Origin of the sequence: Kribbella sp. NBC_01245, assembly GCF_036226525.1 — a bacterium.
In the GTDB taxonomy this organism is placed as follows: Bacteria; Actinomycetota; Actinomycetes; order Propionibacteriales; family Kribbellaceae; genus Kribbella.
In genome coordinates this window covers 616,060-634,001 of the sequence record NZ_CP108487.1, presented here as the reverse complement: position 1 = coordinate 634,001, position 17,942 = coordinate 616,060, and the positions used below count along the sequence as shown (strand labels likewise).

Below are 17,942 nucleotides of genomic sequence, written 5' to 3'. Positions count from 1 at the left end.
TTGTGGTCGCAAAAGCACATCGCCGTCTGACGCTGGCGGGCCAGCTGCTGGTTCTCCAGCTGGCGGTCATTGTGCTGGTGTTGCTGGCTGTAGCCGCGGTGTCACTCGCGCAGTCGGCGGCCACCTTCAACCGGGTCGAGGGCCGCCGGGTGACCGCGCTCGCCGAGCAGCTGGCCGGCACCCCGCTGGTGCAGCAACAGATTCTCGCGCCCGCGGCCTACGAGACACTCGGCCCGCTGATCCAATCCACCCTCACCCAGTCCGGTGTCACCGAGGTCGTCATCGCTGATCTCCAGGGCAAGGTTCTGGCCACCTCCGATCCTCGCCATCGCGACTCCACCTTGACGTACGGCGATCCGGGAGTCGCCCAAGGCCGCGGGTGGACCGGCAATCTCGAGGTCTTGGGTTTGCAGCAACTGGTTGCCCAGGTGCCGGTCTTCGGGGACGAGGAACGGGACCAGAGGACCGGGCGCATCACCAAGCCCGCCCACCACATCGCCACCGTGGCGGTGAGCCAACCGGTACCGTCCAGCTGGCAACGGCTGCGAGGCGCGTCGTCGTACCTGCTGACCTATCTGGGTATCGCCTGCGTGATCGGGCTGATCGGCTCCTGGCTGCTGGCCCGGCGGATCAAGCGGCAGACGCTCGGTCTGGAGCCGCGCGAGATCGCCGGGCTGGCCGAGCACCGTGAGGCGATGCTGTACGGCCTGGCCGAAGGCGTCATCGCGCTCGATCCGCAGCAGCGCATCACGCTGGTGAACGACGTCGGCCGCCGGCTCCTCGATCTGCCCGAGCACAGCGTGGGGATGAGCCTGGCGGACTTGCGGATCGAGGGCCGCCTGTACGACGTACTCGCCGGCACCGCGGGCCGTGCCGACGACGACGTGCGCGACGCGGTCGTCGTACGGCGTGGGCGCGTGCTGGTGATGAACCGGATGGACGTCGCGAAGGACGGCCGTCGGCTCGGCTCGGTCACCACCTTGCGGGACCGGACGGAGTTGGCTGAACTCGAACGCGAGCTGGGGTCATTCCGTAGTTCGACTGAGCTGTTGCGGGCGCAGGCGCACGAGTTCGCGAACCAGTTGCACACCATCTCCGGGTTGATCCAGATCGGCGACCACCAGGAGGTCGTACGGTATGTCGACGGACTGAGCCAGCGTCGCGCCTCGCTCGATCTGACCCTGACCAGTCGGGTCCACGACACCGCCGTCGCCGCCTTGCTGATGGCGAAGTCCGCGCTGGCCGCCGAACGTCGGGTCGAACTGCGGATCTCGGAACGCACGTCGCTGGAACGGCTCATCCCCGAGGACTCCGCCGACGTCGCCACCGTGGTCGGCAATCTGGTCGACAACGCGATCGACGCGGCCGCCGGATCGGGTACGTCGTTGGCGCCGGCCTGGGTCGAGGTGGAGATCCAGCAGGACGCGACGAGTATTGAGATCGTGGTCCGCGATTCCGGGCCAGGCGTCGCGCCGGAATTGGCTCAGGAGGTGTTCGCCAACGGGTTCACCACCAAGGCGGCCAAGGAAGGTGAGCGCGGCATCGGGCTGGCGCTCACCCGGTTAGTCTGCAGGGGCCGAGGCGGCGAGATCGCCGTGACGAACACGTCCGAGGGCGCGATGTTCACCGCCAGCTTGTCCGTCAACCACGTCAGCCCCGTCAAGCCCGTCAACCCCGTTGAGCCCGGAGAGCCCGTTGAGCCCGTCAAGCCCGTCAGCGTCCGGAAGGAGGAGGCCCGATGATCGACGTTCTGATCGTGGACGACGACTTCCACGTGGCGCGGATCCACACGGGATTCGTCGGCAAGGTCCCGGGCTTCCGCGTGGTCGGCGTCGCGAACACCGGCGCCGATGCGCTCGCCCAGGTCGAGGCGCTGTCGCCGGATCTGGTGCTGCTCGATCTCTACCTGCCGGACATGTTCGGGCTGGAGGTGGTGTCCCGGTTGCGGGCGGCGGGCCAGGACTGCGACGTACTCGTCATCACCGCCTCCCGCGAGGCCGAGGCGGTTCGGGCCGCGGTCCGGCACGGCGTGGTCAACTATCTGCTGAAACCGTTCGGCTTCGACGATCTGCGCGTGCGGCTCGAGACGTACGCCGCGCAGCGCCGCGAGCTTCCTTCAGATGCTGTGACTGGACAGGCCGATATCGACCGCGTGCTCCATCGCGGCACCGCGCCCGCGGCCGTCGCGCGGTTGCCGAAAGGCCTCGGCCTGGAGACGGCGGCGCTGGTCGAACGCACGCTGCGCGCGGCCGACACCACCTTGTCCGCGGCGGAATGTGCTGAACTCGTTGGGATCTCGCGAGTCAGCGCCCGGCGCTACCTGGAGCACTTCTGCACCACCGGCCAGGCCGGCGTCTCCCTCCGCTACGGCTCCACCGGCCGCCCCGAACGCCGCTACCGCTGGAGCTGATGTTGAGTGCATGACGGGTGCACGCGCGGCCCCTTGCCGGTCGGCATCCCCTAAGCACTGCGTCGATTGGTCTGGATTCGACCGCTTGAGCGGCGGGTCACCTTGGTCGGCTCGAGTCTGCGGGCGAATCCTGACCAATCGACGCTAATGCCGGTCCACGAATGGCTGCCGTCAGTCGCGGATCAGGTCGTAGGCGGGGAGCGTGAGGAACTCCTGGAAGTCGTCCGCCAGCGCGACTTCGGTGAAGATCCGGCTGGCGTCGTCGAACCGCCGGCTGTCGTAATCAGGCCCAAGGGCTGCACGGATGTCGTACAGTTCCGCGGCGATGAACTCTTCCACCAGCTCGGGTGTGATGGGTTTGCCGGTATCCAGCTCGACCTGATTGTGGACCCATTGCCAGATCTGCGACCGGGAGATCTCCGCGGTCGCCGCATCCTCCATCAGGTTGTCGATGCCGACCGCGCCGTTGCCACGCAACCACGCCTCGACGTACAGCAGCCCGACATGCACGTTGCTGCGCAGGCCCGCCTCGGTCACGGCACCGCCGGCAGACCGTACGTCAAGGAGCTGGTCGGCGGTGACCGTAACGTCCTTGCCGGGATTGTCGAGCTGGTTGGGCTTGGCACCGAGAACGCCGTCGAACACCTCGCGGCAGAGCGGAACCAGGTCGGGATGCGCGACCCAGGACCCGTCGAAGCCGTCGCCCGCCTCGCGTTCCTTGTCCTCGCGCACCTTCGCGAAGGCCCGCTCGTTGACCTCGGCGTCCTTCCGGCTCGGGATGAACGCGGCCATGCCCCCGATGGCGAACGCGCCCCGGCGATGGCACGTCCGCACCAGCAGCTGCGCGTACGCCCGCATGAACGGCGCCGCCATCGTCACCGCGCTTCGGTCGGGCAGGACGAAATCGGCGCCGGCTTCGCGGAAGTACTTGATGATGCTGAACAGGTAGTCCCAGCGGCCCGCGTTCAGCCCGGAGGCGTGGTCGCGCAGCTCGTAGAGGATCTCGTCCATCTCGAACGCGGCCGGGATCGTCTCGATCAGAACCGTCGCGCGAATCGTCCCGTGCGGGATGCCGAGCTGCTCCTGCGCGGCGGTGAAGACGTCGTTCCACAGCCGGGCCTCGAGGTGGCTTTCCATCTTCGGCAGGTAGAAGTACGGCCCGCTCCCGCGCGCGATCAACTCGGCCGCGTTGTGGAAGAAGTACAGCCCGAAGTCGACCAGCGCACCGACCACCGGCTCGCCGTCGACCGTGAGATGCCGCTCGTCGAAGTGCCAGCCGCGCGGCCGCAGCACGATCGTCGCCAACCGCTGATCCGCCAGGGCGTACTCCTTGCCCTCCGGCGAGGTGAAGGAGATCGTGCGCCGGATCGCGTCGTACAGGTTGACCTGTCCGCCGACCACGTTCGACCAGTGCGGCGTACTCGCGTCCTCGAGATCGGCGAGCCAGACCCGTGCCCCTGAGTTGAGCGCGTTGATCGTCATCTTGCGATCGGTCGGCCCGGTCATCTCGACTCGGCGGTCGCGGAGATCCTCCGGCGCGCCCGCGACCGTCCAGTCGCCGTCGCGCACTTCCCGCGTGTCGGCGAGGAAGTCCAGCCGCTTGGTCCGCGCCACCTCGGCCCGCCGCTGTTGCCGCAGCTCGAGCAGCTCGTTGCGCCGGGCAACGAACCGCGTGTGCAGCCCGGCGACGAACTCCAGGGCCGCCGGCGTGAGAATCTCCTCAGCACGCTCGACGGCTCCACCGGTCACTCGGATCTCTGGCATCGGCTGTCTACCTCTCCTGCTTCCTACGGACGTCCTGCTTGCTACCGGATGTCCTGCTTCCTACGGGCGCCTTGCTTCCTGCGGGCGACGACTATCGCAAGGACCAGCAAACCACCGAACAACAGGATCGCACCGGTCACCCCCAGTCGCGTGACGGCATCGGCGAGCCAGGTCTGCACCTTCCCGGCGAGGTCGATGACGGGATCGGTGGTCGTCTCGCCCCGGAATACCCGAATCTCGTACCAACCGTAATAGGCGACATAAGCGCCCGCTATGACGAGTAGGCCGCCGCCGAGGCGCGAGGCGATACCTCCGAAGCGGCGGATCCTGCCGATCGCACCCCGACGGGCCAGGGCGACGGCGAGCGCGGCCGTGCCGACGATCAGGCCCATCCCCGCCGCGTACGCCGCGAACAATGCGATGCCGGCCAGCGTGTCGTCGGTGCGGAACGCCGATACGACGATCGCGAGGAACGGTCCGATCGTGCAACCGAGCGAGGCGATCGCGTAAGCGCCCCCGAACAACGCCATCGAGCCGGCTGACCGCGTGACCGCCGGACCGCGACGCAACTTCGGGACCAGCACCGGCAGTTCGCGGCCGGCCAGCAGCCACGCGCCGGCCACGAGCAACGTCAGCCCCAGCGCGACGGTGAACCACGGCAAGTGTTGCTGGACCTGACCCGCCACCGGCGCGATCACCAGACCGAAGATGCCGAACACAGCCGCGAAGCCGAACGTCATCGCCCCAGTAGCCGCCAACGCCCGACCGATCGCCGTCGCGCGACTCGGGGAGTCGTCCCCCTGCACCAGCAGCGTCAGATACGCCGGCAGCAGCGCGAACCCGCAGGGGTTAACCGCGGCGAGCATGCCGGCCGCGAGCGCCAGCAGCAGCGGGACATCACTCATACGCCGCTCGCACGGTCGGCTCGTACGCCGCGTCGCTCATGTGGTCGCTCGCTCGTCGCTCGCTCGTCGTTCGTCGCCATCCTCAGCCGACGAGCTCTGCGACCTTGTCGGACAGGCCTGCTCCGGCCGGCAGGTTCCCCGTGAACACCTTGTTGCCTTTGGCATCCAGCACCACGTACGTGCTCTGCTCGATGACCCCGAATCGCTTCCAGATAGCGCCCGCCTCATCCGAAAGGTGCGGGAAGTCCCCAACCTTCCGATCGGACACGAAGGCACGCATGGCATCGGGCTTGTCCAGACCGGCGACGCCAACGACGTTCACCCGGCCCTTGTAGTCGTTCGCCACCTTGGCCGTCGCTTCCGCCTGAGCACGGCACTTCGGGCACCACGGCGCCCAGAACCACAACACGGCCGGCTTCGCCGCAAGGCTCGCGCCATCGAACGGCTTCCCATCCAACGTGGTGCCAGTGAACTTCAACGACTCCGGTACGACGACTGGGCCCGAACTCGTCCCTCCGGACGGCGGCTTACCGGTCGCCGCACTCGTCGGCGTACCGCTCGCGCCGGTCCGCGTACCGGTTGCGTTGGTCGGTGCACCGGTCGCCCCGGTCGACGCACCGGGCGTCGTGGACCCGCCGGGATCGGCTCCTTGCGTGTCGTCACCGCACCCGGCCGACGCGAGGAGGGCGACCACCATCGCGGCGGTAGCGAATCGTCGTACGGACATCAAAAGACTCCAGCCTCGACGAATGGTTCTTCAACCGTAAGGCGGTATTAGCCCCCCTCAGCGCGCGACGCCTTACGGTCCGATGACCATTTCGCGCTTTCGGTGTAGTCACTCCAGCCATTCGGTCTCGAAGGCGCCGCTGGTGTGGATGTGGATGGCCTCATAACCACCTTCGTTCGTCCTGAACTTATGCGGCGTATCAGCCGGCACGACCAGGATCTGCCCAGCGCGTCCAACCACCTCGTGCCCGTCGACAGTGAAAGTCGCCGAGCCACGCCGAATGATGAACGTCTCGGCGTACGGATGCTTATGCAACCGAGGCCCCAACCCGGCCCGCGTAGTCGACTCGAGAATGATCGAGACCCCGGCCCCACCCGGCAACTCCTCGTAATTCTCAGTCCACCCCTCCCCGCCGTCACGCCCATCCGGCCGATCCACGATCAAGTCATCAACGCTCAGCTCGCTCATAACCCACCCTCACCAATCCGGGAACCACTTCCCGCCGAGGCTAGTCGCGTGTCAGGCCACGCGGGAGGGCGTCCTCACCAGGACCGACGGCGCGGGCGTTGAGGAGCGGGTTGCGGTGGAGAGCAGTGATCAGGGAGGCCGAGCCACCGACGTTGGTCCAGCTGTCGTCCCAGAGTGCGGAGACGAGCCAGGAGTGATCCGCGGGGAAGAACAGGTCCGGTAGCGAGCCCTCGCCGCGCATGTGACCGGTCCGCCAGGTGACGGCTTGCTCGGGTCCGGCCTCGACCAGCAGGTAGTGCCAGTTCCAATAGAGGGACATTGTCGGCGCCTCGGGGAAGACGATGTCGTGGGCGCCGGTGTCGAGATAGCCCAGCCACCACGGCTGGTCGGGGGTGAGTTCGGCGAGTACGTCGACCACGGCGCGCTCGTGGGCCTCGATACTCACGCCGTCGGGTGGGTAGAAGGTGGCGTACGCGTCGAACACCGGCGGAATCGCAGTGGTGACCGAGAGGCCCGGCGTGGTTTGCCCGGCGAGCCAGCTGACGTCGTCGGCCGTACCGATCCGCCAGCTTCGCCCGTCCTTGGTTACGTCCATGAAGCCCATCCAAGCCGATGCCGGAACGGAGGCAGGTCGGCTGGGCCAAGGGTGTCCCCATCCTGCTCGTGGAGCCGGGTCAGCTGAGCGGTTTGCCGAGGTAGCCGCGGGCGAGCATCGTGACCCATTGGTAGACGGCATCCTCGGCCGGCGCGAGTGGACCGGGCCGGAAGTGCGGGGACTCGGCACCACGCTGGACGGATTCGCAGGCGGCCCAGTCCTCGCGGTTGGTGATGTCCCAGAACTCGACGGCGTACGACGGATCGGTCACCTCGGCCGGGAAATACCAGGAGCACTCGATCGCCGTAAGACCGGGCTCGAGCGGCTCCATGCGATGCGTCATCACGTAGTCCGGATGCAGCGAGACGAGCAGATTCGGGAAGAGCCCGACGTACGCCACGGTGCGCGGGTTCACCCCCGGCAGCGGGATGCCGCGCGATCGCCCGTCGAGCGACATGGTCTCCGCATCCGGCCGGAGGTCCATCGTGCCGCCGACCCACGCACCCGGCAGGTCCCAGTTGTCGCCCGACGTAGGCGGCGAGACCTTGCAGAGCTCCGGGTGGATCAGCGGGCAGTGGTAGCACTCGTGATAGTTCTCCGCGATCGTCTTCCAGTTCGCGGCGACGGTGTACGAGTGGCGCGCCTTCAGGGTCAGACTCTCAGGCCGGTACGGCGCGACCAGGTCCGCCATCCCACCCAGGTGCTCGCTGAACGGCCCGGCACCACCCAGCGCGTTGACGAACAACCAGCCACACCACACCTCGGCCGGCAGCTCGACCAGACCGTAACCGGACGGGTCGAACGTCTCCCCCATCCGCGGCGCGGCCTTCACCACGCCGTCGAGGTTGTACGACCAGCCGTGGTACGGGCAGACCACGGCCTGCCGGTCACCGGTCTGCCCCGGCTGCAGGAGTTCGTGCCCGCGATGCCGGCAGACGTTGGCGAACGCTCGCGCGGCGCCGTCGGCAAACGTGAGCACCACGGCAACGTCCCCAACCCGGGCGGCGCGGTACGTCGTACCGTCGGCCAACTCGTCGACCCGGCCAAGGCAGGTCCACTTGTCGGCAAAGAAGTGCCGCCGCTCCCAGGCCAGCACGGCCGGATCGGTATAAGCCTCCTGCGGCAGCATCACGGACTCACCATGCGGCCGCAGCGCAGCCTCGAGCCCCTGCGGATCAACCGGTGCTCTCACCATCAGCCCACCGTAGACGCCAACCCGCCACCTTGCCACGACGCGGCGTTGCGACGATTCGATGGCAGCCCGAGTGAACGGTCGGGTCTCCATCGTGACGGGGGCTCAGAACGCCTTGTTTTGCAGGAACCTGCAGCCGTTGAAGGCGTCCGACCGCTCGCACCGCCGTCGTCGTCGTGCGTATCGTCCACCCCGGTATCCGCACGATCGGAAGGAAGAGCTCATGGTCAAATCACTGCAGAATCTGGGCGATCGGATCCTCGGCAGGTTCGTGCCCGAGGTCGTCGCCGAGGCTGGCGTCCAGGACTACCAGCTGTACTGCTACTGCCAGTGGGACATCAACCGGGGCAGGTTCGTCAGGTGGTACAAGAACTGCGCATCCGGCGCCTGCGGTGGGTGTTACCCCACCGTGACCGGCTGCTGAACCCGCACTGATCTGGCTGGTGCCGGTGACGCCTTGGTCGTCACCGGCACCAATCAGTTCAGGCACTGGCGACCGGTGTGTAGCCGTCGGCCTGCAAGGCGAACAGCCGGGCGTAGGTCCCGCCCGCAGACATCAACGAGTTGTGGCTGCCGAGTTCAGCGACCCGGCCGGCTACGAGCACGGCGATCCGGTCGGCCTCGCGCACCGCGCCGAGGCGGTGCGAGATGAGCACGCTGGTACGACCCTTGCGGTGCTCGGTGAGGCTGGCGTGGATCTCATGCTCGGCTTCGGCGTCCAACCCCGATGTCGGCTCGTCCAGGATCAGCAGATCCCGCTTGTCCCGAAGGAAGGCGCGCGCCAGCGCGACTCGTTGCCATTGACCACCGGACAGCAGGACGCCGGTTTCGGGATCATCCTTGTCGTCCTGGTCAAAGAACATCCGCGACAGCATCGTGTCGTAGCCGCGGGGCAGAGCCGTCAGGGTGTCGTCGATCCCTGCCCGAGCAGCCGCCGCTTCGAGCCTGGACCGGCTGACGGCATCCAACTGCTCGGCACCGTCCACTTCACCGAAGGCGATGTTCTCGGCGGCGGATAGCTCGTAACACATGAAGTCCTGGAACACCGCCCCAAGGTGACGCCTCAGTTCCGTCACATCCAGGTCGCGCAGGTCGACGCCGTCCCACAGAATCGCGCCGGCCGTCGGGTCATAGAAGCGGCAGAGCAGTTTCACCATCGTGCTCTTGCCTGCACCGTTGTGGCCGACCAGCGCGAGTGACTGTCCGAACGGAATGAAGAGATCGACTCCGCTGAGCACCCAGGGATGGTCGTCGCTGTACCGGAACCACACGTCCCGGAACTCAATACCGTGCCGGAGGTCAGGCACTGCAATGGGGTCGCCGACCTCGGGAAGACCTGGGCCTGCACTGATGACCTGCCGGAAGTGTGCGAACAGCAGCAAGGCGTTGTGTGCCATGCCGAGTCGTCCGACCAGGGTCTGAAGAGCGCTCTGGACTCCGGCGACCGCCGCGACGAACACCGAGATGTCTCCCAGCGTCAGCCGACCGTTGCCTGCGGCCACTACCGCCCAGATCAATCCGGCACCAGCGACCGACGCGCCGAGAGCACCCAGCAGACCCTGGACGATCAGGTCGCGCTGATCCAGCTTCTGCCGCTCCGCGTTCGCTTTCCGCAGCTCCGTCAGCATCCGGCCGCGCAGCAGACGGCCGAGACCGAGCAGGCGGATTTCCTGCGCTGCCTCCAGGCCGGTCATCAGCAGGCCATAGAAGAACTCTCGCCGTTCGGTCGGACTCAGGCTCATCATCATGGCGGCGCGATGCCTACTGAGCTTCAGCTCGGCGTACAAACCGGGTAGTGCGCTGACCAGCACGATCCCCGCCATCAAAGGGCTGAGCGTGACCAGCGCGACGATGAAGCCGGTCATCGTCAGCACCGATTGGAAGCTGCCGGTGACGGCATCGAGGATGGTGACCGGTCCGGTCTGGCTGTGCTGCTCGCCCATCCGCAATCGGTCGCGGAACGCGGGATCCTCGAGTTCGGCGAGACCCGTCATCCGTCCGGTCGCGGCATAGAGCTGATCGCGGGTCAGGACGGTGACCCGGCGGCCGATCTCGGCGGCCAGGTATCGCTGGGCCTCGGCCAACACCACGATGGCCAGTCCGGCGAGGGCGATCCCGGCCGCGAGTAACGCCAGCTCGCCGGCCGGCGTCCGCCCCGCAGTGAGTCGGTCGAGCACCACCTTCATCAGCCAGGCGGCCGCGACGGGGGCGAGCGCGGTCGCGATGGACGCGGCCACAAAGACGAAGAGGCCGCCCGGAGCCGCGCGCCAGGCCAAGGCGATCGAATCCGCGCAACCGGCGACCATCGACCGCGCAGAGCCACTCCGATCGGGCGCGGTGTCGCTACTCCGATCGCGTGCGGTGTCGCTCATCGGGTCGGCGTGAGCATCGCGGCGCTGAAGCCACTCGACACCACCCGCCAGCCGCCGTCCACGACCGCCATCGTCGGCATCCCGCGTACGCCAACGGCCTCGGCGATCGGCCCCTGGCCTTCTTCGATCACCACCTGAGCCACCTTGGCCAGCCTGCCGGTCAGGTCGGCCAATCCATCGCCATCACCCTGCACCACGGCCAGCACTCGATCCCGGCCGAGCGGCTCGGCGTACGCGATGAACCCTGGAAGGTGTTCCTCGCAGGCGTCGCACCAGGTGGAGAAGAATCCGATGATCGCGCCATCGGTGAAGGTGTCGCGCGAGATCTCGGTCCCCTCGGTGCTGACCGCGCTGAACTCGCCGACCTGTACGCCGACCTCGAGCGCGCCGGGATTCGCCACCTCGGCCTGATGCTGGTTGACCAGTTGGCCAAGGTGTTCGGCGTGGGATCGCACCCGTTTGACGAGCCCGAGGGTGATCACCAGATTGAGCAGTACGAGAGCGCCGAGCAGGATCACGGCGGCGGTCAGGAAGGCCACGGTCTACTCCCTAGTGTCGTTAACGGGGTACTCGGCGAAGGCCGTCCGAGACGCCGGGCGAGCTGAACAGATCAACGAGATCCTCGAACCGGGTGATGAGCAACCCCGCGACGAGACCGGCGACACTCGCGATCAACGCGCCCGCCGGCGCGACGTCACGTGCTCCGCCGGCCTGATCGGCAGAACCCACCAGGCCGGCGAACGCAAACACCAGGAGGACGAGATTCCGAATCACCTGGCCACGACCGAGCGGTGTAACGCCTGCTCCGAAGCACTGGCATGGCCGACGGTCTCCCCGGCGCAGACTGACCCCGATGGCGAGCGTGAAGGCGAGCAGCAGCAACGCCGTCCCAGCAAAGACCACGACTCCACCGAAGGTCGTGACCACCACCACCAGCAACGCGACGGCCAGGACGCCCTCCACCACGACCACCAGCCAGGCGGCGGCCGAGCGGAGTGGTCGTGGGAGTACGTCAAGCGGCCCGGCCGAAGTCGCGAAGTCCCGATAACGCCTCGCGCCGACCTTGGCCTGCCACGACGTACCGAAGACCAAGGCCAACGCGACACCACAGCCGATCACGACGTACGTCACGATCTTCCTCCAGCCGAACGCGGGTCAGGTGTATCGGGTCAGGGGCGCGAGTAGTACTTGTACGGGCCGGTCGGATCAGCCGCGTTCGCAGCGCCGGCCGTTGCCGCCAGGCCCACCGGCGCCAAAGCCGCCATCGCCCGTGCGGAGACCTTCTTGGACAGCATCAAGTCGTCTTCCCTTCAACTCACCGGCAAGCATGACTCGCCTCGTCACCCCACCACTACCCAGCGTCGGCCTGCCGACCGTACGCACCACCGCCACCCACGGTCCACCCACTCCCCCGAACTTGCAGCAACCTGCAGCCCCCTTCCTCAACGTCTCCCGCCCACCCGCACCCCGTTGCCCACAGCAACGACCGCCCGCGCCCGCGGCATACCCACACCCCGAAACCACAACACCACTCGGACGCAGATTGCGAACTCGTCACGAAACCCCCGCGACGGTCGGACGCGAAATGCGACTCCCCACGGAAACCCCGCGACGCTCGACGCGGAATGCACACGCGCACGCCGATCTTGGGACAACTCTCCCGCGAGGTGCCTTGTTGTGTCGCGCGCGTGCAAACACAAGGAGGCACCTCGCGGCAGGGTTATCCCCAAATCCGCCCGCGGGGTTGGGAAATGGGCAAGCACCGTGTACGTCGTACGACTTCCACGGTGCTGCGGCGGCAGGGGGTTTCGGCGAATCGGTGGGCGTACGCCGAAGCCCTGGCCGGCCGCCTACCTTCTCGTCCGCGAGTGGTCGCATCTGAACCGCCCGCAGGTGGTCAGAAGGGTCCGATGAACGGCGACGCGCCGCGTCCGAAGGGTCCGATGAACGGGGTGCGGCGGGGCGGAAGGGAAAGATGAAGGGGCGCGCCGGGTTGCAGGGTCGGTGGAGGAGGGGTGCAACCCGGCGCGGGTGTGGGGGTTAGGTGGTGGTGGCGCGGCGTTTGGTCCAGATGTCGTAGGCGACGGCGGCTAGGAGGACTAGGCCTTTGACGAGCATTACGCGGTCACTGGGTGAGCCGATGAGGGACATGCCGTTGTTGATGACCGCCATGATGAGGCCGCCCGTGATGGCGCCGACGACCTTGCCGACGCCGCCCTGGACTGCGGCACCGCCGATGAAGGCGGCCGCGATGGCGTCCAGTTCGAAGTTGTAGCCCGCCGTCGGCCCGGCCTGGTTCAGCCGGCCGGCGAAGATGATGCCGGCGATGGCGGCGAGTACGCCCATGTTGACGAAAATCCAGAACGTCACCGAGCTGACCTTGACGCCGGACAGCGCCGCCGCCTCGCGGTTGCCGCCGATGGCGTAGATGTGACGACCGAACACCGACCCCTTGCTGAGCAGCGAATAGCCCACCACCAGCACGGTCAGCAGAACCAACACCCACGGCAAGTTCTTGAACCGCGCGAGCTGTACGACAACGAACAACACCACCAGCCCGGCCGCGCCGACCTTCAGCGCGAAGAGGCCGATCGGCTCGACGCTCTGGTGGTACCCGAGCCGCGCCTTACGCGCCCGCCACTGGGTCAGCGTCGCCGCACCAACAACCGCCAGCCCGAGCAACAGCGTCAACAGATCGGCACCACCCAGCGGGCCGAGACCGATATTGCCGAGATGGCCGGCCACGAATCCGTTGGACAGCGTGCGAATCTCCTCCGGGAACGGCCCGATCCCCTGGTTCCCGAGCACCATCAGCGTCAGCGCCCGGAACACCAGCATCCCGGCCAGCGTCACGATGAACGCCGGAATGCCGAAGAACGCGACCCAGTAACCCTGCCACGCTCCGATCACCGCACCGGCGGCGATGGTCGCGAGTACGGCGAGCGGCCACGGGACGTCCAGGTTGACCGTCAGCACCGCGCAGATCGCGCCCGTCACCGCGACCACCGAGCCGGCCGAGAGGTCGATATGGCCGGAGATGATGATCAGGATCATCCCGATCGCGAGGATCAGGATGTAGGAGTTCTGCACGATGATGTTCGAGATGTTCTGCGGTTCCAGCAGAGCACCGTCGGTCAGTACGGCGAAGAGCGCGACGATCAAGGCGAACGCGACGTAGATACCGCTCTGCCGCGGGTTGATCGAGGGCCTCCGCCGGCGCTCCGGCGGCAGTGCCGAGGTGGTGGTGACTTGGGTGTCACCACCGGTGGCTGTCGTACTGGTCATGCGGACTGCTCCTGTCCCCTGGTCATGTAGTGCATCAACCGCTCCTCGGTCGCCTCCGCGCGGCTGACCTCACCGGTGATCCGGCCTGCCGACAACGCGTAGATCCGGTCGCACAGGCCGAGCAACTCCGGCAGCTCCGACGAGATCAGCAGCACTGCCTTACCGTCGTCCGCCAGCTGGTTGATGATCGTGTAGATCTCGTACTTCGCACCCACGTCGATACCACGGGTCGGCTCGTCCAGGATCAGTACGTCGGGATCGGTCAGGATCCACTTGGACAGCACCACTTTCTGCTGGTTACCGCCCGACAGAGTGCCCGTGGTGGTGAGCACACTCGGCGCCCGGATCGCCATGCTGCGCCGGAAGCCTTCGGCCGTCTTGTACTCCTCGTTGTCGTTCACCCATCCCCGTCGGGCGAATCGCGACAGCCCGGCGGCGGACACGTTGCGCTTGACGTCCTCGATCAAGTTGAGGCCGTAGCGCTTGCGATCCTCGGTGACATAAGCGAGGCCGTGTCCAATTGCCTCTCGCACCGAGCGAACCTGGATCTGCGAGCCGTTCTTGACGATCCGTCCCGAGATGTTCGTTCCGTACGACCGGCCGAACACGCTCATCGCCAGCTCGGTCCGGCCCGCGCCCATCAGTCCGGCGAGTCCGACGATCTCGCCGCGTCGTACGGACAAGGAGGCGTCGGACACCACGACGCGGCCGCGTTGAGCCGGGCTGTGCACCGTCCAGTTCTCGAGCCGCAGCACCTCGTCACCGATCACCGGCTCGCGAGGTGGGAACCGGTGGGACAGGTCCCGGCCGACCATGCCGGAGATGATCCGATCCTCGCTCACCGGCCCCGCCTGAAGGTCCAGCGTCTCGACCGTGCTGCCGTCGCGCAGGATCGTGACCCGGTCCGCGATCGCCACGATCTCGTTCAGCTTGTGCGAGATGATCACCGAGGTGATGCCTTCGTCGCGCAAACCGCGCAGCAGATCGAGCAGGTGCGCCGAGTCCTCGTCGTTCAGGGCCGCGGTCGGCTCATCGAGGATCAGCAGTTTGACCTGCTTGGAAAGCGCCTTCGCGATCTCGACCAGTTGCTGCTTGCCGACCCCGATATCGAGGACCGGCGTGGTCGGGTTCTCGCGGAGGCCGACCCGGCGCATCAACTCGGCCGCCGCGTAGTTGGTCCGGTTCCAGTCGATCCAGCCCTTCCGGGACTGCTCGTTGCCGAGGAAGAGGTTCTCCGCGATCGACAGTTGCGGGCACAACGCCAGCTCCTGGTGAATGATCACGATGCCCCGGTGCTCGCTGTCGCGAATACTGGAGAACTCGCAAGGCTCACCGTCGAAACGGATCTCCCCCTCGAACGATCCATGCGGGTAGACGCCCGACAGAACCTTCATCAGGGTGGACTTGCCGGCACCGTTCTCCCCACAGATGGCGTGGATCTCGCCCCGGCGGACGGACAGGTTCACGTCGTCGAGCGCTTTCACGCCCGGGAACGACTTCGTGATCCCGCCCATCCGGAGAATCTGGTCAGTCATAGCTACCCGAGCTGCGCCGGCTTGTAGAACCCGGAGTCGACCAAGACCTTCTCGTAGTTGGTCTTGTCGACGATCACCGGCTGCAGGAGGTACGACGGCACGACCTTCACGCCGTTCTCGTAGTCCTTGTCGTTGTTGATCTCCGGCTTGTCACCCTTGAGCACGGCGTCGGCCATTTTCGCGGTCACGGCGGCGAGCTCGCGGGTGTCCTTGAAGATGGTCGAGTACTGCTCGGCGCCGATGATCGACTTCACCGACGCGACCTCGGCGTCCTGACCGGTGACCACCGGATAGGGCTGCCCGGCCGTGCCGTACCCGTTGCTCTTCAGGGCGGACAGGATGCCGATCGACAACCCGTCGTACGGCGAGAGCACGCCGGCCACCTTCGCCCCACCGCCGTACGAGGCGGTGAGCACGTCCTCCATCCGCTTCTGCGCGGTGGCGGCGTCCCAACGGAGAATGGCGACGGTCTTGAAGTCGGTCTGCTTGCTGCGGACCACAAGCGTGCCCTTGTCGAGGTACGGCTTGAGCACCGACATCGCGCCGTTGAAGAAGAAGGTCGCGTTGTTGTCGTCGGGCGAACCGGCGAAGAGCTCGACGTTGAACGGGCCCTTGGCCGAACCCTCGGTCCCGTCGGCGTTCTTCAGCTTCAGCCCGACCAGCAGCGAGGTCGCCTGCTGGACGCCGACCTTGAAGTTGTCGAACGACGCGTAGTAGTCGACGTTCGGGCTGTTGCGGATCAACCGGTCGTACGAGATGACCGGGATCTTGCTGTCCGCCGCCTGCTGCAACTGGGTGGTCAGCGCGGTGCCGTCGATCGACGCGACGATCAGCAGCTTGGCGCCCTTGGTGATCTGGTTCTCGATCTGGTTGGCCTGGGTCGGGATATCGTTTTCCGCGTACTGCAGGTCGACCTGATACCCCGATTTCTCCAGCGCCGCCTTGATGTTCTGGCCGTCGCTGATCCAGCGCTCGGACGACTTCGTCGGCATCGTTACACCGACCAGCCCGCCACCGGCGGTATCAGCAGCCGGTTGATCGACCGTCTTCGCCGAAGAACCGCAGGCCGCCACCACGGCCGTGAATGTCGCCGCCACCAAGAGGGTGGCCGAACGTCTGAATCTCATCGTGTCTCTCCTGTCGAAAGCCCTCTCAGGGCCGCTGGCTTTTGAGAGTGTTACCGCTAACATTACAGACGTCAAGAGCTGCGCCGAACATCTGATCGAACAGGTTCGACCGGGCAGGTCACGGTTTGAAACGGCGCGCATTGACCCCCTGCGAGGTCTTGTCAAGCATTTTTCTGATGGTTAGTTTAACCGTCACTCGAACCCGCTGCGACCCGTCGGCCGCCCAGAGGCGCGGTTCACCCAGCTTGGAGGAAAGTGCCATGGCAAAAGACTTGTCGCAGCTATCGCGTCGCGGATTTCTCGGCATCAGCCTGGCCGCCGGCGTCATCACGATCACCGCCTGCGGAGCCGACAGTGACAAAGGAACGGGAAACTCCGAGGCCGCCAACCTGGTGATGACGGTCTGGGGTGGAGAGCCCGATAAGAAGGCCTACCAGCAGCGCATCGACCTGCTGGTCAAGAAGTTCCCCGAGATCAAGATCACCCTCCAGCTGATCCCCAATGACGGTTATGCGCAGAAGGTGCAGACGATGATCGCGGGCGGCAAGGGCCCGGACATCATGCAGGTCGCCGAGAACGTCAACGTGTACTCGAGCAAGAGCCAGATCATGCCGCTGGACGAGCTGGCGAAGAAGGCCGGCCTCGACGTCGAGAAGCGGTTCGGCACGATCGGCAAGATCTACTCCTACGAGGACAAGATCTACGCGATCCCGGACCGGTCCGGCGCGATGATCGTCTACTACAACAAGGGATTGTTCGACGCCAAGGGCATCAAGGCGCCCGCGGCGGAGTGGACCTGGGACGACGCGTTGAGCGCGTTCAAGGAGCTGACCGTTCCCGGCAAGCAGTGGGGTTACGCGGGCTCGGGCTGGTGGGCCCAGTGGTGGAGCTTCGTCTACCAGAACGGCGGCCGGATCATCGACGACAGCGGCAAGCCGGCCGTCGCCTCCGACGAGGTCATCACGGCACTGCAATGGGCCGGTGACCTCGTCCACAAGCACAACGTCGTACCGAACCCCAAGCAGTACGCCGATATGGGCGCGGACGTCGGCGGCGACCAGGCCTTCGCCTCCGGCAAGCTCGGGGTCAACACGACCGGGTTCTGGGGTATCAGCGGCCTCGCGGAGAGCAAGATCGAGTGGGACGTCGCACCGATGTGGCGCGGTAAGGAACAGGCCGTGACCGCCTTCGGCAGCGGCCTCGCCATCTCCCGCACCGCGAAGAACCCCGAGGCCGCGTTCAAGGCGATCGACTTCCTCACCGCCCCCGAGGCGCAGGAGCAGGTCATCGCCAGCGGACAGGACGTGCCGGCCAGCATCGACGTACAGAAGAGTGAGGCATTCCTCAAGCCCGCCTGGATGAAGACGCCGGTGAACATGAACGTCTTCGCCGAGTCGAGCGCGTTCGTCTACCGGGCGCCGTTCATCCCCGAGTGGAACGAGCTGCAGAAGGCCTTCGACGACGGGCTGGCCAACTTCTGGCTCGGTAAGCAGGACGCTCGCACCGCGCTGACCGCGATTCAGCAGCGGCTCGAGTCGATCGTCAAGCCGGCGGGCTAGGCG

At 66.6% G+C, this 17,942-nt stretch carries 17 protein-coding genes; 4 read left to right on the top strand and 13 right to left on the bottom strand.

Annotated features, from left to right (window positions below; all coding sequences use genetic code 11):
- The first annotated feature begins 2 nt into the window (after positions 1-2).
- Both OG394_RS02705 and OG394_RS02700 read left to right on the top strand, forming a co-directional pair.
- On the top strand, positions 3-1,742 hold the full coding sequence (locus tag OG394_RS02705) for a sensor histidine kinase (protein ID WP_328993195.1): 1,740 nt from the start codon (positions 3-5) through the stop codon (positions 1,740-1,742).
- Positions 1,739-2,410 carry a response regulator gene (locus OG394_RS02700; protein WP_328993194.1) on the top strand — a complete coding sequence of 224 codons (672 nt, stop codon included), beginning with the start codon at positions 1,739-1,741 and terminating at the stop codon, positions 2,408-2,410. The genes OG394_RS02705 and OG394_RS02700 overlap by 4 nt, the downstream gene beginning before the upstream one ends.
- A 171-nt stretch (positions 2,411-2,581) precedes the next feature.
- Here OG394_RS02700 and aceB read toward each other — a convergent pair whose 3' ends face one another.
- From aceB to OG394_RS02670, 6 genes are all read right to left on the bottom strand, one after another.
- Positions 2,582-4,174 (bottom strand): malate synthase A, encoded by a 1,593-nt coding sequence (gene aceB, locus OG394_RS02695; RefSeq protein WP_328993193.1) that lies wholly within the window; start codon positions 4,172-4,174, stop codon positions 2,582-2,584.
- 41 nt (positions 4,175-4,215) lie between these two features.
- Positions 4,216-5,079, bottom strand: a complete 864-nt coding sequence (locus OG394_RS02690) for a cytochrome c biogenesis CcdA family protein (protein WP_328993192.1) — start codon at positions 5,077-5,079, stop codon at positions 4,216-4,218.
- Between the two features lie 82 nt (positions 5,080-5,161).
- Positions 5,162-5,806 carry a redoxin domain-containing protein gene (locus tag OG394_RS02685; protein WP_328993191.1) on the bottom strand — a complete coding sequence of 215 codons (645 nt, stop codon included), beginning with the start codon at positions 5,804-5,806 and terminating at the stop codon, positions 5,162-5,164.
- Positions 5,807-5,914: 108 nt separating this feature from the next.
- Positions 5,915-6,274 carry a cupin domain-containing protein gene (locus OG394_RS02680; RefSeq protein ID WP_328993190.1) on the bottom strand — a complete coding sequence of 120 codons (360 nt, stop codon included), beginning with the start codon at positions 6,272-6,274 and terminating at the stop codon, positions 5,915-5,917.
- 40 nt (positions 6,275-6,314) lie between these two features.
- Positions 6,315-6,869 carry a hypothetical protein gene (locus OG394_RS02675; RefSeq protein ID WP_328993189.1) on the bottom strand — a complete coding sequence of 185 codons (555 nt, stop codon included), beginning with the start codon at positions 6,867-6,869 and terminating at the stop codon, positions 6,315-6,317.
- 79 nt (positions 6,870-6,948) lie between these two features.
- Positions 6,949-8,064, bottom strand: a complete 1,116-nt coding sequence (locus tag OG394_RS02670; protein WP_328993188.1) for an aromatic ring-hydroxylating oxygenase subunit alpha — start codon at positions 8,062-8,064, stop codon at positions 6,949-6,951.
- Positions 8,065-8,284: 220 nt separating this feature from the next.
- Between OG394_RS02670 and OG394_RS02665 the strand changes: the two genes are divergently transcribed.
- Positions 8,285-8,485 (top strand): hypothetical protein, encoded by a 201-nt coding sequence (locus OG394_RS02665; protein WP_328993186.1) that lies wholly within the window; start codon positions 8,285-8,287, stop codon positions 8,483-8,485.
- Positions 8,486-8,543: 58 nt separating this feature from the next.
- Here OG394_RS02665 and OG394_RS02660 read toward each other — a convergent pair whose 3' ends face one another.
- From OG394_RS02660 to chvE, 7 genes are all read right to left on the bottom strand, one after another.
- Positions 8,544-10,433, bottom strand: a complete 1,890-nt coding sequence (locus OG394_RS02660; RefSeq protein ID WP_328993184.1) for an ABC transporter ATP-binding protein — start codon at positions 10,431-10,433, stop codon at positions 8,544-8,546.
- Positions 10,430-10,972, bottom strand: a complete 543-nt coding sequence (locus OG394_RS02655; protein WP_328993183.1) for a TlpA family protein disulfide reductase — start codon at positions 10,970-10,972, stop codon at positions 10,430-10,432. Before OG394_RS02655 ends, OG394_RS02660 begins: the two co-directional genes overlap by 4 nt.
- Before the next feature lie 19 nt (positions 10,973-10,991).
- Positions 10,992-11,564, bottom strand: coding sequence for a MauE/DoxX family redox-associated membrane protein (locus OG394_RS02650; protein ID WP_328993182.1), 573 nt, complete (start codon positions 11,562-11,564; stop codon positions 10,992-10,994).
- 38 nt (positions 11,565-11,602) lie between these two features.
- Positions 11,603-11,728 carry a hypothetical protein gene (locus OG394_RS02645; protein WP_328993181.1) on the bottom strand — a complete coding sequence of 42 codons (126 nt, stop codon included), beginning with the start codon at positions 11,726-11,728 and terminating at the stop codon, positions 11,603-11,605.
- Positions 11,729-12,473: 745 nt separating this feature from the next.
- Positions 12,474-13,718, bottom strand: coding sequence for a multiple monosaccharide ABC transporter permease (mmsB, locus tag OG394_RS02640; RefSeq protein WP_328993180.1), 1,245 nt, complete (start codon positions 13,716-13,718; stop codon positions 12,474-12,476).
- Positions 13,715-15,253: a multiple monosaccharide ABC transporter ATP-binding protein gene (gene mmsA, locus OG394_RS02635; RefSeq protein WP_328993179.1), complete on the bottom strand. Its 1,539-nt coding sequence runs from the start codon at positions 15,251-15,253 to the stop codon at positions 13,715-13,717. The genes mmsB and mmsA overlap by 4 nt, the downstream gene beginning before the upstream one ends.
- Positions 15,254-15,255: 2 nt before the next feature.
- Positions 15,256-16,380, bottom strand: coding sequence for a multiple monosaccharide ABC transporter substrate-binding protein (gene chvE / locus OG394_RS02630; RefSeq protein ID WP_328993178.1), 1,125 nt, complete (start codon positions 16,378-16,380; stop codon positions 15,256-15,258).
- A 260-nt stretch (positions 16,381-16,640) separates the two neighbouring features.
- Here chvE and OG394_RS02625 point away from each other — a divergent pair, with 260 nt between their 5' ends.
- Positions 16,641-17,939, top strand: coding sequence for an ABC transporter substrate-binding protein (locus OG394_RS02625; RefSeq protein WP_328993177.1), 1,299 nt, complete (start codon positions 16,641-16,643; stop codon positions 17,937-17,939).
- The last annotated feature ends 3 nt before the right edge of the window (positions 17,940-17,942 follow it).

What these genes read in the sequence shown, in the direction of transcription:
- OG394_RS02670 (WP_328993188.1), bottom strand. Translation starts at nt 8,064, where the DNA reads ATGGTGAGAGCACCGGTTGATCCGCAGGGGCTCGAGGCTGCGCTGCGG.
- aceB (WP_328993193.1), bottom strand. Translation starts at nt 4,174, where the DNA reads ATGCCAGAGATCCGAGTGACCGGTGGAGCCGTCGAGCGTGCTGAGGAG.
- OG394_RS02625 (WP_328993177.1), top strand. Translation starts at nt 16,641, where the DNA reads ATGGCAAAAGACTTGTCGCAGCTATCGCGTCGCGGATTTCTCGGCATC.
- OG394_RS02645 (WP_328993181.1), bottom strand. Translation starts at nt 11,728, where the DNA reads ATGCTGTCCAAGAAGGTCTCCGCACGGGCGATGGCGGCTTTGGCGCCG.
- OG394_RS02680 (WP_328993190.1), bottom strand. Translation starts at nt 6,274, where the DNA reads ATGAGCGAGCTGAGCGTTGATGACTTGATCGTGGATCGGCCGGATGGG.
- OG394_RS02665 (WP_328993186.1), top strand. Translation starts at nt 8,285, where the DNA reads ATGGTCAAATCACTGCAGAATCTGGGCGATCGGATCCTCGGCAGGTTC.
- OG394_RS02685 (WP_328993191.1), bottom strand. Translation starts at nt 5,806, where the DNA reads ATGTCCGTACGACGATTCGCTACCGCCGCGATGGTGGTCGCCCTCCTC.
- OG394_RS02690 (WP_328993192.1), bottom strand. Translation starts at nt 5,079, where the DNA reads ATGAGTGATGTCCCGCTGCTGCTGGCGCTCGCGGCCGGCATGCTCGCC.
- OG394_RS02700 (WP_328993194.1), top strand. Translation starts at nt 1,739, where the DNA reads ATGATCGACGTTCTGATCGTGGACGACGACTTCCACGTGGCGCGGATC.
- mmsB (WP_328993180.1), bottom strand. Translation starts at nt 13,718, where the DNA reads ATGACCAGTACGACAGCCACCGGTGGTGACACCCAAGTCACCACCACC.
- OG394_RS02675 (WP_328993189.1), bottom strand. Translation starts at nt 6,869, where the DNA reads ATGGACGTAACCAAGGACGGGCGAAGCTGGCGGATCGGTACGGCCGAC.
- chvE (WP_328993178.1), bottom strand. Translation starts at nt 16,380, where the DNA reads ATGAGATTCAGACGTTCGGCCACCCTCTTGGTGGCGGCGACATTCACG.
- OG394_RS02660 (WP_328993184.1), bottom strand. Translation starts at nt 10,433, where the DNA reads ATGAGCGACACCGCACGCGATCGGAGTAGCGACACCGCGCCCGATCGG.
- mmsA (WP_328993179.1), bottom strand. Translation starts at nt 15,253, where the DNA reads ATGACTGACCAGATTCTCCGGATGGGCGGGATCACGAAGTCGTTCCCG.